The sequence below is a fragment of the Mesorhizobium sp. CA7 genome (genome assembly GCF_020165015.1).
Classification (GTDB): domain Bacteria; phylum Pseudomonadota; class Alphaproteobacteria; order Rhizobiales; family Rhizobiaceae; genus Mesorhizobium.
The window spans coordinates 1-12,579 of sequence record NZ_JAIUHH010000010.1 but is presented as its reverse complement, the minus strand read 5'-3'; the positions used below and the strand labels follow the sequence as shown (position 1 = coordinate 12,579).

Here is a 12,579-nt window from a genome sequence, read left to right as displayed (position 1 = left end):
GCTTCTTGTTTCCTGCCCCTCCTAAGCCCTCCGTCTCTCCGGCCCCTCATCCAGCCACGCCACATCTTCCGGCGTCAGCTTGATATCCAGCGCCCTAAGACTGTCCTCCAGCTCGTCCAGCGTGCGCGGGCCGATCAGCGGGACCGAGGGGAAGGGCTGCGACAGGACATAGGCCAGCGCGACATGGATCGGGCTCTTGCCGAGTTTGCGCGCCAATTCGATGGCGCGGTCGCGGCGGCCGAAATTCTTTTCCGAGTACCAGACCCTCACCAGCTCTTCATTGTCGGTCCGGTCGCGGCCGGCGCGGTCGGTGAAGAAGCCACGGCCCTGGCTCGACCAGGCGAAGTTCGGCATCTGCCTTGCCGTCAGCCAGGCCTTCCAGTCATCCGTGGAAGAGGTGACGCAGCCGGCCCAGATCGGCTCCAGCATCTCGGCCAGCGAGAAATTGTTGGAGAGCGCGCCGGGCTTCTGCTTGCCGTTCTTTTCGGCATAGGCAATGGCCGCGTCCATGCGTTCCATCGTCCAGTTGGAGCCGCCGAACAGCCCGCGGATGCGGCCGGCTTTCGCCTCGCGATCCATCGCGTCGACGAATTCGCCGACCGGCACGTCCGGATTGTCGCGATGCATGAAATAGATGTCGACATGGTCGGTCTGCAGCCGGTCGAGCGACTGCGCCAGCTGCTTGCCGATGACGTCGGGGTAACAGAGCGGCGAATGCGCGCCCTTGGCGATGATCACCGACTGCTCGCGCATGCCGCGATTCCTGAGCCATTGGCCAAGCAGCGTCTCGGTGTAGCCGGCGCCGTAGACATAACCGGTGTCGAACAGATTGCCGCCGGCCTCGAAATAGGCGTCGAGCAGGATCGAGCCGGAGGAAAAGGTGCGGAAATCCTCGAAGCCGAGCGCCAGCAGCGACACTGCGCGCGGCAGGCCGGGGATGGCGCGCTTGCCGATGGCGGTGCCGTTGGTGCGCAGCGGCCGGCCGGAGAGGGTGTTGATGCGCTTAGCCGGCTTTTCGATATCATATTCCAGCCCGACCGCGGCACGCCATTTGTCGAGAACGCGCAGCGTGCCGAGGCTGTCGGCCCAGCCCATGCCCGGCCAGGCGAACTCCTGCCGTCCGGCCAGGATCGCCTCGCCGGCGGCCTCGACCTCGAAGGAATAGAGGTGGCGGGTCTCGCCGAGGCTGATCACCTCGCGAGCCGCCCCGGACCGGATCACCTCGATCCGGCCCGGTCCGACGTCGCGGTTGCCACCGGCGAACCAGAAATCGGGCACCTCGATCTGACCCTTGGTGCCGAAAATGCGCAGCACATTGTCTTGGTTGAGCGAGATGCTGCAGGAGATCTCGGCGACGATGCCACCCGGGAAGTACAGCAGCGCCGAGGCCCACTCATCGACGCCCGTTTGGCCGAGATGGGCGGCGCCGACAACCTTGTCCGGCTCGAGGAAAGGCTGCGCGGCGGCGGCGCCCGCGATCAACCGCGCCATCGACACCGGATAGCCGCCGACATCGAGGATGCCGCCGCCGGCCATGTCGTTGGCATAGAGCCGATGTTCCGGCATGAAGCCCGGCATGGCGAAGCCGAAGCTCGACTTGATCATGCGGATCTCGCCGATGGCGCCCGACTTGATCAGCTCGACCAATTGCAGCGTCTGCGGGTGCAGCCGGTACATGAAGGCCTCGCCGAGAAAGGTGCCGGCCTTGCGCGCCGCATGCATCATGGCGTCGGCCTCGAAGGCGGTCAGCGCCAGCGGTTTTTCGCACAAGACATGCTTGCCGGCTTCCGCCGCCTTGATCGCCCATTCGGCATGGCCAGGATGCGGGATCGAAATGTAGACCGCATCGACGTTTTTGTCGGCGAGCAGCGCCTCATAGCCGTCGAGGATGCGCGCGCCCGGAAAGGTTTCGGCCAAGCCCGGCTTGGCGGGATTGCGGGCGCCGAGCGCGACCAGCTCGCCGTTGCGCGATCCCGCCACGCCGCCGGCAAAGGATTTCGCGATGCTGCCGGGTCCGAGAATGCCCCAGCGGATTTTTCCAGATGTCATGTCGAATTCTCCATGGTCGCCGCCACGCCTGGCATGCCGGCAAGAAAATTTGCGGGTCAGCGGATCCTTGCGCCCGCCTTGTCGAAGAGCAGCGCCCGTTCCGCCTTGATCGAGACCGTGAAATGGTCGCCGCTGGCGCGCTGGCGCGAGGCCTCGCGCTCGACGATCAGCTCCTCGGGTCCGGCATTGGCGTAGACATAGCTCACCGAGCCCAGATGCTCGGCGACGTCGGCCTTGACCGGGATGTCACAATCGCCCTGGCCGGCCTCGAAGAAATGCTCCGGCCTGACGCCGAGCACGACCTCGGCGCCGACGGCGGGAAAAGTCTCGCAAAGCGGCTTGCGCAATCTGGCGCCGCCGTGATGGGCGAGCTCGATGATGGCTGCGCTGTTGGACGTGTCGACGACCTTGGCGCTGAGGAAGTTCATCTTCGGCGAGCCGATGAAGCCGGCAACGAAACGGTTGGCCGGGTCGTCATAGAGATCGAGCGGCGCGCCGATCTGCTCGACATTGCCGGCTTTGAGCACAACGATGCGGTCGGCCAGCGTCATCGCCTCGGTCTGGTCATGCGTCACATAGATCATGGTGACGCCGAGCTCCTTGTGCAGGCGCGAGATCTCGACCCGCATCTGCACCCTGAGCTCGGCGTCGAGATTGGAGAGCGGCTCATCGAACAGGAAGACCTGCGGCTCGCGCACGATGGCGCGGCCGATGGCAACGCGCTGGCGCTGGCCGCCGGACAGCTGCTTCGGCCGCCGCTGCATCAATTCGTCGATGCGCAGGATCTCGGCGGCTTTCTTAACCCGGCGCTCGGTGTCGGCCTTCGGATTGCCGTTCATCCTGAGACCGAAGGAGAGGTTCTGCTCCACGGTCATATGCGGGTAGAGCGCGTAGGACTGGAACACCATGGCGATGCCGCGGTCGGCCGGCTCGACGTCGTTCATCACCTTGCCGCCGATGGCGATGTCGCCGCCGCTGATGTCCTCCAGCCCGGCAATCATCCTCAGCAACGTGGACTTGCCGCAGCCGGACGGGCCGACGAAGACGACGAATTCGCCGTCGGCGATGTCGATATTGGCGCCGTGCACGACTTCGAAGATGCCGAAGCGTTTGACGACATTGGTGAGGGTGACGGCCGCCATGTTAGAGCGAGATATGGCTAGGTTGGATCATTCTGTGTGCCAGTCGGTGAGGCATCTGGCGCTCTCCTATTTGACCGCGCCGGCGGCGATGCCGGCGATGAAATGGCGCTGCAAGAGCACGAAGACGATCAGCATCGGCACCGTCAGCATCACGGCGCCGGCCATGATGCCGCCCCACGAAACCTTGGTCAGGCCGATCAGCGTGCCGAGCGCCACCGGCGCCGTCATTGCGCCCGGCTGGCTGTTGATCAGCAGCGGCCACAGATAGTTGTTCCACGAGGCGAGGAAGAGGATGATCGCAAGCGCCGCCAGCATCGGGCGGGCCAGCGGCATCGCCACGAACAGGAAGATGCGCCATTCCTTGACGCCTTCGACGCGGGCGGCGTCGAACAATTCAGCCGGCATCATCGAGAAAGCCTGGCGCATGAAGAGCACGCCCAGCGAATTGAACAGCGGCGGCACGATCAGCGCGATCCAGGTGTTGGCCAAGGCGAAGTCGCGCGCCACCATGATGAATTGCGGGATCAGCACCACCGCATAGGGAAGCGTGATGGTGCCGAAGATGATGGCGACGACCGCGCCCTTGCCGTGGAATTCGTAACGCGCCAGCGCCCAGCCGGCCATCGAGGTGAGCAGCACCGAAAGGACCGTGTAGGTCACCGCCACCGAGACCGAGATGCCGATGGCGCCGATGAAGTTGGTGTCGCGCTGCAGGTTGGCGACATTGTCGAGGAAATTGTCATGCGGCAGGAGCTCGATGCCGGGGCTGAAGATGCCGTTGTCCGGCATGGTGGAGAACACCACCATCATCCACAGCGGGAACAGCCAGACCAGCGCCAGCGGCGTCAGGAAAAGATGCAGCGCAATGACGCGGCCCAGCCTTGCTTGCGAGCGCGAGGTCATTTCGGCTCCCTCATCAGCCAGAGCTGCACCAGGGTGATGGCGATGGCGAGCCCCGCCATGGTATAGGCAACGGCCGAGGCGTAGCCGAAATTGAGCGAGCGGAAGCCTTGGCGGTAGAGCAGCAGGCCGAGCGTCTCGGTGCCGCCGCCCGGGCCGCCGCGTTCGGTGATCAGGAACGGCTCGGTGAAGAGCTGCATGGTGCCGATGATCGACAGCACGGCGCAAAAGACGATGACCGGCTTCAGCAGCGGCAAGGTGATGTAGAAGAACTGTCTCAGCTTGCTGACGCGGTCGAGCGTCGCCGCCTCGTAGACATCCTCCGGGATCGACTGCAGGCCGGCCAGGATGATGATGGCGTTGTAGCCGGCCCAGCGCCAGGTGACCGCGATCATGATCAGCGCCATGGCCGGCGTGACGTTGGAGAACCAGTCGATCTTTGAGATGCCGACGCTTTCCAGGAGCTTGTTGACGATGCCGAAATCGAGGCTGAACATCAGCCGGAAGACGGCGGAATAGGCGACCTCGCCGACCACCACGGGCGCGAAGAAAGCGAAGCGGTAGAGGCCGCGGGCTTTAAGCAGCGGCGAGTTCAGAAGCACCGCCATGACGATCGCCAGCGCAATCATCACCGGCACCTGGATGACCAGGATCAGCAGCGTGTTCTTCAGCGCATTGTAGAAGGCGGGGTCGCCGATCAGGCGGCCCCAGTTGAAGGTCGGCGCGAAGCGCCACGGCACGGTGCGCGTCGCCTGGAAGGAGATGATGAAGGAAGAGATGATCGGCCAGATCCAGAAGATGGCGAAGATCAAAAGATAGGGCGTGAGGAAGCGGTACGCGGTGGCGTTCTGGGTGCGCATCAGCTTCCTCCTTTCGTCTGTCTTTGCCTTCTCCCCCTGTGGGAGAAGGTGGCCGCGAAGCGGCCGGATGAGGGGTGTTCCAGCGGAATGAGACGTTGGCGTTCCCTGGACCACCCCTCATCCGTCTTGGCGCTGCGCGCCAATCCACCTTCTCCCACAAGGGGAGAAGGGGAGGCAGCGCACTATTTAACCGGCAAACCTGTCGCGGCGGCGATCTGCTTGGCGGCGTCGTCGAGCGCGGCCTTGGCGTCGGGATAGCCGTTGGCCAGATATTTGGTCTGCACGGCGCGGACGATGATCTCGGCGTCGCTCTGGAACTGCGTGCCGCGGCTCGGCACCACCTTGGGCAGCGTGGCCAGGATATCTTTCCAAACGGGCTGGCCGCCCCAATAGGGCTGCGGCTGCGAGACGTAAGGATCATCGAGCGCCGAGATCAGCGACGGCACCAGGCCGAAATCCTTCAGCATGGTGATCTGGCCCTCATTGGTCTCCAGCGTGTATTTCAGATAGGCGTAGGCCGCTTCCTTGTTCTTCGAGGCCGAGGTGATGGCCAGGGACGAGCCGCCGAGATTGGCGGCGCGCGGGCCGTCGGCAGTCAGGCTCGGCATCAGGTAGACGCCCCACTTGCCGCTCTCCTTCGGCGATTCGGTGCGGATCGTGCCCTCATACCAGCCGCCATAGACCTGGCTGGCGACGGTGCCGGCGGTGTTGTTGGTGATCTTGGTCGACCAGTCCGCCGACGACACGATGCCGGCGTCCTTCATCTCCTTGACCTTGGTCATGGCGTCGACGCATTTCGGCTCGGCCACGGTGATCGACTGGCCATCCTCGGCGAAATAGGCGCAGCCCTGCTCGTTGGAGATCATGCGGAAGAATTCGGTGTCGCCGTTGAAATCGGCATTGGTCATCGACACGCCCGGATTGGCGTCCTGGATCTTCTTGCCGGCGGCGATGAAATCGTCCCAGGTCTTGATCGAGGCCGGGTCGACGCCTGCCTTCTCGTAGAAGTCGCGGCGGTAGAAGACGGCCACCGGGCCGGAATCCCAAGGCATCGCATAGGCCTTGTCGCCGACTTCGAGCTCGGTGCGCTTGAAATCGGGGAATTTCTTCTGGTCTTCCGCCGTGTAGCCCAGCGTGTGCAAGTCGACGAAGCAGTCCGGGAACTGGCTCCAGTAATTCTCCGCCTCGCCGTTCTCGATCGAGACGATATCGGGCAGGCCGACGCCGCCGGCGGCGCAGCCGGCGATCGATTTGTCATAGGTGGGCTGGTTGCCGAGGTCCTGAACCGTGACCTTGATGTCGGGGTATTTCTTGTTGAAGCCCTCGACCGTCGCCTTCAGCGACGAGGCGGCGATGTTCCAGCTCCAGATGGTGATCTCGCCGGACTGCGCCAGGGCCGGGCCGGAACCCAGAGCAAGCATAAGCGCGGCGCAGGTCAGTGTAGTGCGCATTGAAATCCTCCCATTTCATTTGCTCTCTCACTGTGAGCGTGGCTAGACTATGCGGCGCGGAAGGCTTGTCCCCGTCGAAGGGAATGAGAAGTTGGCGGAAAGTAAGATGCCGGAGCGTCCGTTCTACCAGCCTGGCGCGAGCAGCGTCGAAGGACTGCCGCTCATGCTGCAGATGTTTTACAACCACCCGTTGGTGATGTTGAAGCCGCACTGGCACGCCCAGGTGGAGGTGAATTTCATCGTGCAGGGCCGCGTGCATTACCGCATGGCCGAGCATGAGATTTCGCTTTCGGCGGGCGAGATGTGCCTGTTCTGGGGCGGCCTGCCGCACCAGATGGACGATCTTTCCGACGACGCCGTCTATGCCGGCGCGCATCTGCCGCTGGTGCATTTCTTCCGCCTGCATCTGCCGGCCGACATACGCCATCGGCTGATGACCGGCGCGACGCTGGTGACCAATGCAACCGACCAGTCGGACAACGACAGTTTCAAGCGCTGGAACGAATATGCGCGCTCGGGCGATCCGGCCAGGGCCGAGCATGCCGTCAACGAGCTGCTGCTGCGGCTCGAGCGGGTGCGCTTCGAGCCTTACCGGCTGGTGCCGGAAAGGGTGGCTGGGCAAGGCGCCGGCAATGCCTTCGACCAGCAGTCCTCGCGCAATGTCGGTCGCATGTGCGATTTCATCGCCGAGAATTTCCTCTACGACGTTGACTGCGTGACCATCGCGGCTGCCGCCGACATCCATCCCAAATACGCCATGAGCCTGTTCAAGAAATCGACCGGCATGACGCTCAACGAATATGTCAATCTGCTGCGGTTGAGCTACGCCCAGGCGCTGCTGATGCATGAGGACGCCAATGTGTTGAGGGTCGCCATGGACTCAGGCTTCGGCTCGCTCAGCGCCTTCAACAAATCGTTCCGCAAGCTTGCCGGCATGTCGCCCTCCGATTTCCGCCGGGCGGGCGGGGCGCGGTAAAAATGGCCGACGGTCGCCCACTCGTCGTCGCCCATCGCGATCGTCATTCTAGGGCGGAGCGGGAAGCGAAGCGTACCGCGTAGACCCTAGAATCCATGCCGTGACGTTAAGGCGTTGCGGCGGTTACAGAATCTTCTGCACCGTTGCATTTCCCGGCAGAAGTTATGGCATGGATTCTAGGGTCTGCGCGCGTCGCTCCGCTCCTTGCTCCGCCCTAGAATGACGACGTCACCGGAGTTCCCACAGCCGGAAAGCTGACGGTAACGCCGAGACCCGGATTGCGGTCCTCGAGCGTTATCGCGGCGCCATGCAGGTCGGCCACCGCCTTGACCAAGCTGAGGCCCAGGCCGCTGCCGGGCGTCGTGCGGCTGGCATCGAGCCGATAGAGCCGGCGGAACACTTTTTCGCGCTCCTCGGCGGGAATGCCCGGGCCATTGTCGCGGACATGAATGAGGACGTGGTTGCCTGCCCCGGTCACCGAGAGCTCGATCGCGGTGCCCGGCGGGCAATGCCTGAGCGCGTTCTCGACCAGATTGGCCAACATCTGCATGAGCAGGTCGCGGTCGCCGTGCACGTACCATTTTGTATCCGGAACGATCACGGTGGACAGAGACTTGCCGTCGTCCTCGGCGACATCGGCATAGACATCGCCGATAGTTTCGACGACCGGCCCGACGTCGAGGTCGACGAAACGCGCCTTGCGGGCGCCGGCTTCGATCTGGGCGATGCGAAGCAAGGCGTCGAAGGTGCTGTTGATCTGCTGGCTTTCGGCGCGGGCGTCGCTCAGCTCGGTCGAGACATCCTCGCCCGACACCGTCTTGTCGGCGGCGGTTTCCAGGATCATCTGCAGCCGGTTGAGCGGCGTCTTGAGATCATGGGCGATGTTGGCGCTCACCTCCCGCATGCCGTCGACCAGGGCAGACAGGCGATCGAGCGCGGAATTCACCTGGGCCGAGACGGCGTCGATGTCGTCGCCATTGCCGGTCAGCGGGATGCGCGCATCGAGCCGCCCATGCGAGACGTCGACCATGGTGTTGGCGATGCCGTCGAGGCGCCGCTGGACACGCGAGGCAAGCACGGCGCCGCCGCCGATCGCCAGGACCGTGATGAACAGCGTGGCCCAGCCAAAGCTCATCAATACGATGGTTTCGAGGTCCTCGGTTTCCGAGAGCGAGAAGGCGACCGTTAGCTTGTTGCCGCCGACCATGCCCGAATAGGCGCGATACTCGGTATCGGGCGGGACACCCGGCAGGCTGGCGGCGAAGATGGAAAAGCCATCCGGCAGGCCGGAGGCGGTGAAATCCCCGGCGAGGCGGTTGCCATTCCGATCGGTGAGGGAAAAGATTTCGTCCTTGTCCTGGCTGAACTGGGCATGATCCCTGACGGTTGAAACGAGATCTTCCTCGTCGCCCTCGGCATGGGTCGCGGCGATGAGCGAATAGGTCTCCTTGATCGATTGATCGAGCTGCCTGGCGAGCGAGGCGCTCATCAGCTGATAGACGATCGCGCCGGACAGGATGAAGGCCAGCAGGAACAGGAAGGCGAAGGTCAGCGCCAGCCGGAACGGCGTGCTGCGCAGCAGGCTGGAGCGCGTCCCGCTCATGCGATCGCGAAGGCGGTTGGCCGCCCTGCGATAGCGGATGCGAGATCAGGCCGGGACATGCAGGCTGTAGCCGGTGTTGCGCACGGTGTGGATCAACGGCACGTCGAAGGGCCTGTCGACCTTGGCTCTGAGCCGGCTGATATGCGTCTCGACGACACTGGTCTTGGGGTCGAAATGAAAATCCCAGACGCGCTCGAGCAGCATGGTGCGGGTGATGACGCGGCCCTCGCCGCGCATCAGCACTTCGAGCAGGCTGAACTCGCGCGGCTGCAGGTCGATCGGCTGGCCCTGCCTGGTGACGCGGCGCTGGATAAGGTCCATTTCGAGGTCGGCGACACGCAAAGCCGTCTTCTGCTCCTGCGCCGCCGGCCGGCGGCCGAGCGCATGGATGCGGGCAAGCAACTCGGAAAAGGCGAAGGGCTTGACGAGATAGTCGTCGCCGCCGGCCTCGAGGCCCTCGACCCGGTCGTCGACGCCGCCGATCGAGGTCAGGAAAATAGCCGGCGTGCGGATGCCGGCGGCACGCACCGCCTTGATCATCGACAGGCCGTCGAGGCCGGGCACCATGCGGTCGGCGACGATCACGTCATAGGCGTTGCGGGTCGCGGCGAAGAGCCCGTCATGACCGTCGCGCAAGAGATCGCAGACATGGCCGGCCTCGGTCAGTCCCCTGACGATATAATCCGCGGTTCTCGGATCGTCTTCAACAAGCAGAAGTCGCATTGTCCGGTGCCGTCCTTGCCACCTCAACCATTTGTTTTTTACGAGCTTTCAGACCGAGTGCCGCTACACATTTTTGAGAGGGACAGCCGATATCCGTCGCGACCGCCGACAGCAGCGGCGAAGAACCGGGCGGCCGGCGGCGAGAGCGACCTCATGGTCGTCCCGCGCTCGCGCCCAGCGTGAGAAGAAGCTCGTCCAGTTGCCCGAACGTCTCGCCCATCGCATCGGCCGCCCCGGTGCCGGCAGCGTCGAGAGCTTCTTTCGAGGGATAGAGCTCGTGCATCACCAGCAGCGTCTTGCCACCCTTTTCCTCGAAGGTCACCGTGGTGACGGGTCCACCGTCGCCGCCTTCGTCATTGGTCCAGGCGAGGCGCGAGTACGGCACCACTTCGATATACCGGCCGAAGAACTCGGCGGGGTTCGAGGGGTCATGGCCGAACGCCAAACGGTACCCGCCCCCGACGCGAACATCCATCTCGCAGGAACGCAGGATCATGCCCATCGACTTCGGCGCCCACCACCGCTTGAACAGTTCGGGCTTGGTCCACGCCTCGAACACGATGCGTGCGGGGGCGTCGAAGGTTCGCGTAACGACCAGCTCACGGTCGGACCTCCGTTCTACTGTCGTGCGAGCAGGCTCACTCCGTTCCATCGACTTCCTCCTTCCGTTTCAGTTCCTCGACAACTTTGTCCAGCTCTTCGAAGCGTGCGTCCCAAAGCCGGCGGTAGCTCTCGATCCAAGCCGCCTCTTCCTCCAGTCCGCGCAGGCCGAGCGTGCAGGTCCGCACCCGCCCGGCTTTCCGGGTGGTGACGAGCCCCGCCTGTTCCAAGACGCCGATATGCTTCTTCATGCCTGTGAGGGTCATGTGGAATTTCTCGGCAAGGTCCGTGATCGAGGCCTCCGCGCGTCCTAGCTGCTCCAGAACGCCGCGCCGGGTGGCGTCCGAGAGCGCGGCGAACGAGACATCGAGGCGGGACTTCAAATACTGAACCATTTGGTTCAGTATCTAGCGTATCGATGAGCGGCGCGCAAGGGGATAGCGGGCGGGCTGCGCTGCCGGCCCTCCCGGACCGAGCCAGTCTCGCTGCTGCAGCTTACGGTCAATCGCGACATCCTCTAGTCGAGGAGCGCCAGCTCGTCTTCGTCGATCAGTTTTCTCAGCGTCATATGGAGAACGATGGCCACGATGCAGCCGAGGAAAATCAGGCTGGTGAAGGTGGCGCCGAAGCCCAGCCCGCCATAGTCGACCGGATGCGAGAGCAGGTCGCCGAAGGAGGCGCCGAACGGCCGGGTCAGGATATAGGCAAGCCAGAAGGCGAGGACGCTGTTCAGGCCGAGGAAGAACCAGGCAAAAGTGATCGCCGCGATCATGCCGCCGAAGATGAGGCCGGTAGCGAGATAGCCGATATCGAAGCGCTCGGCCACCAGATCGCCGGCAGCCGTGCCGAGCGAGAAGGTGAAGAGGATCGCTAGCCAGTAGAAGATCTCGCGCCTGGCGGTGAAGATGGTGTGGATCGAGAGGGTCCTTTCGCTGGCATACCAGACCGCGAAAGTCAGTGCGAGGGCGACCGAGAAGACGATGGTCGTCGTCTCCAGCCGCACGCCGAAATCGTCGATGAGGTTGTCGGCGACCAGGGTGCCGACGACGCTGATCAGCACGACGGCGAGCCAATAGGCCCAAGGTACATAGCGTTTCTGTGCGAATTGCAGGACGAGCGCGACGATGAGGATGCCGCCCATGATCAAGGACGTGACAGTAAGGCCGAGGCCGAGCTTCACGGCGAGGTAGTCGGCCGCCGTCTCGCCCATGGTCACCGCCATGATCTTGACCAGCCAGAAATCGATGGTGACGTCCGGGACGCGGTTGGGGGCGAGGTTGTCGGCTTGAGAGATCATGGCGCGATCCGTTGTTCGTTCGAGCCGCCTCGAATTCCGTATGGCGGCGACGCCCAAATTAGGCAGGCGAATTCACCGCGGCCTGTCCGCGTTCTTACAAATTCGTAAGGTTGGCCAAAAACATCCGCCGAGCCTCGTCATGCCGCCAGCGAAGAGATAGACAAGCCTTGGCGCCCCCTGGCTGCGCCGGAGCGGTGAGAAGAATGGCATCCCCCAAATCGACGCCGAATGCGTTCGACCAGCATAAGCGCCTGATCGTCGTGCAGCTGGCCGCCGTGCTTGCCGTCATCCTGCTCCTGTTCAGCAAGCCGGCGTTGGCCGAGGGATCGGACGGTCATGAAATCGTGGAGACGATCGGCTTCGCGATGGTGCTGATCTGCTTTCTTGGACGGCTGTGGAGCATCCTCTTCGTCGGCGGCAGGAAAAATGACGAGCTGATCGTGTCCGGCCCGTTCTCGATGACCCGCAACCCGCTCTATTTCTTCTCGACGGTCGGCACGGCAGGCATCGGGCTGATGTTCGGTTCGCTGCTCGCGGCAGCCTTGCTCGGCCTGGCGAGCTTCCTCGTCTTCCGCTTCACCGCGCGCAGGGAGGCCGAGTATCTCGCCGGCAAGTTCGGTGCGGCTTATGCGGCCTATGCCGAACGCACGCCGTCCTTCTGGCCGAATCCGCTGCTTTACCGCGACGAGGCGCAGTGGCTGTTCTCGACGATCGCGCTGCGGAACACGTTCCGCGACGGGCTCTATTTCCTGGCTTTGTTTCCGGTGATCGAGGCGGTCGAATATTTGCGCCTCAGCGGCGACCTGCCGACGCTTTTCACGGTCTATTAGTTTTCCGGTAAAACCGCTTTGTCTGCGTTGGCAGGCGGCATGCCTGAAGATTGGCTGACGCGCTTGTCAGGTCGTCATTCTATGGCGGAGCAAGGAGCGAAGCGACGCGCGCAGACCATAGAATCCATTCCGTGACGTCGAGGCGTTG

At 63.6% G+C, this 12,579-nt stretch carries 12 protein-coding genes; 2 read left to right on the top strand and 10 right to left on the bottom strand.

The features are described from left to right. Positions 1-21: 21 nt before the first annotated feature. The 5 genes from LB552_RS18185 to LB552_RS18165 all read right to left on the bottom strand — a co-directional run bounded on the left by LB552_RS18185 (position 22) and on the right by LB552_RS18165 (position 6,402). Positions 22-2,049 (bottom strand): aldo/keto reductase, encoded by a 2,028-nt coding sequence (locus LB552_RS18185; RefSeq protein WP_224608945.1) that lies wholly within the window; start codon positions 2,047-2,049, stop codon positions 22-24. Between the two features lie 56 nt (positions 2,050-2,105). Next, positions 2,106-3,191: an ABC transporter ATP-binding protein gene (locus LB552_RS18180; protein WP_224608943.1), complete on the bottom strand. Its 1,086-nt coding sequence runs from the start codon at positions 3,189-3,191 to the stop codon at positions 2,106-2,108. Positions 3,192-3,257: 66 nt separating this feature from the next. Continuing rightward, a complete protein-coding gene (locus LB552_RS18175) occupies positions 3,258-4,094 on the bottom strand; it encodes a carbohydrate ABC transporter permease (RefSeq protein ID WP_140546522.1) in 837 nt (278 codons plus the stop codon). Then, the gene (locus LB552_RS18170; RefSeq protein WP_224608942.1) at positions 4,091-4,951 is read right to left on the bottom strand and encodes a carbohydrate ABC transporter permease; all 861 of its coding nucleotides are present in this window, start codon (positions 4,949-4,951) and stop codon (positions 4,091-4,093) included. Before LB552_RS18170 ends, LB552_RS18175 begins: the two co-directional genes overlap by 4 nt. A 182-nt stretch (positions 4,952-5,133) precedes the next feature. Further along, a complete protein-coding gene (locus LB552_RS18165) occupies positions 5,134-6,402 on the bottom strand; it encodes an ABC transporter substrate-binding protein (RefSeq protein ID WP_224608941.1) in 1,269 nt (422 codons plus the stop codon). Between the two features lie 106 nt (positions 6,403-6,508). On the opposite strand from LB552_RS18165, the gene LB552_RS18160 reads away from it, so the two are divergent. After that, positions 6,509-7,378: a helix-turn-helix domain-containing protein gene (locus LB552_RS18160; protein ID WP_224608939.1), complete on the top strand. Its 870-nt coding sequence runs from the start codon at positions 6,509-6,511 to the stop codon at positions 7,376-7,378. A gap of 214 nt (positions 7,379-7,592) precedes the next feature. Here LB552_RS18160 and LB552_RS18155 read toward each other — a convergent pair whose 3' ends face one another. From LB552_RS18155 to LB552_RS18135, 5 genes are all read right to left on the bottom strand, one after another. Further along, positions 7,593-8,981 (bottom strand): sensor histidine kinase, encoded by a 1,389-nt coding sequence (locus tag LB552_RS18155; RefSeq protein WP_224608937.1) that lies wholly within the window; start codon positions 8,979-8,981, stop codon positions 7,593-7,595. Between the two features lie 45 nt (positions 8,982-9,026). After that, positions 9,027-9,704: a winged helix-turn-helix domain-containing protein gene (locus LB552_RS18150; RefSeq protein ID WP_140683150.1), complete on the bottom strand. Its 678-nt coding sequence runs from the start codon at positions 9,702-9,704 to the stop codon at positions 9,027-9,029. A gap of 151 nt (positions 9,705-9,855) precedes the next feature. Further along, on the bottom strand, positions 9,856-10,356 hold the full coding sequence (locus LB552_RS18145) for an SRPBCC domain-containing protein (RefSeq protein ID WP_095769852.1): 501 nt from the start codon (positions 10,354-10,356) through the stop codon (positions 9,856-9,858). Further along, a complete protein-coding gene (locus tag LB552_RS18140) occupies positions 10,343-10,699 on the bottom strand; it encodes an ArsR/SmtB family transcription factor (RefSeq protein WP_224608935.1) in 357 nt (118 codons plus the stop codon). The genes LB552_RS18145 and LB552_RS18140 overlap by 14 nt, the downstream gene beginning before the upstream one ends. Positions 10,700-10,821: 122 nt before the next feature. Beyond that, complete coding sequence (locus tag LB552_RS18135; RefSeq protein ID WP_224608933.1) at positions 10,822-11,601, bottom strand: hypothetical protein; 780 nt, start codon at positions 11,599-11,601, stop codon at positions 10,822-10,824. 203 nt (positions 11,602-11,804) lie between these two features. Here LB552_RS18135 and LB552_RS18130 point away from each other — a divergent pair, with 203 nt between their 5' ends. Beyond that, complete coding sequence (locus tag LB552_RS18130; RefSeq protein WP_224608931.1) at positions 11,805-12,431, top strand: methyltransferase family protein; 627 nt, start codon at positions 11,805-11,807, stop codon at positions 12,429-12,431. The last annotated feature ends 148 nt before the right edge of the window (positions 12,432-12,579 follow it).

Coding starts and splice junctions, on each gene's coding strand:
- LB552_RS18140 (WP_224608935.1), bottom strand. CDS start 10,699: ATGGTTCAGTATTTGAAGTCCCGCCTCGATGTCTCGTTCGCCGCGCTC.
- LB552_RS18135 (WP_224608933.1), bottom strand. CDS start 11,601: ATGATCTCTCAAGCCGACAACCTCGCCCCCAACCGCGTCCCGGACGTC.
- LB552_RS18150 (WP_140683150.1), bottom strand. CDS start 9,704: ATGCGACTTCTGCTTGTTGAAGACGATCCGAGAACCGCGGATTATATC.
- LB552_RS18170 (WP_224608942.1), bottom strand. CDS start 4,951: ATGCGCACCCAGAACGCCACCGCGTACCGCTTCCTCACGCCCTATCTT.
- LB552_RS18130 (WP_224608931.1), top strand. CDS start 11,805: ATGGCATCCCCCAAATCGACGCCGAATGCGTTCGACCAGCATAAGCGC.
- LB552_RS18180 (WP_224608943.1), bottom strand. CDS start 3,191: ATGGCGGCCGTCACCCTCACCAATGTCGTCAAACGCTTCGGCATCTTC.
- LB552_RS18155 (WP_224608937.1), bottom strand. CDS start 8,981: ATGAGCGGGACGCGCTCCAGCCTGCTGCGCAGCACGCCGTTCCGGCTG.
- LB552_RS18165 (WP_224608941.1), bottom strand. CDS start 6,402: ATGCGCACTACACTGACCTGCGCCGCGCTTATGCTTGCTCTGGGTTCC.
- LB552_RS18160 (WP_224608939.1), top strand. CDS start 6,509: ATGCCGGAGCGTCCGTTCTACCAGCCTGGCGCGAGCAGCGTCGAAGGA.
- LB552_RS18145 (WP_095769852.1), bottom strand. CDS start 10,356: ATGGAACGGAGTGAGCCTGCTCGCACGACAGTAGAACGGAGGTCCGAC.
- LB552_RS18185 (WP_224608945.1), bottom strand. CDS start 2,049: ATGACATCTGGAAAAATCCGCTGGGGCATTCTCGGACCCGGCAGCATC.
- LB552_RS18175 (WP_140546522.1), bottom strand. CDS start 4,094: ATGACCTCGCGCTCGCAAGCAAGGCTGGGCCGCGTCATTGCGCTGCAT.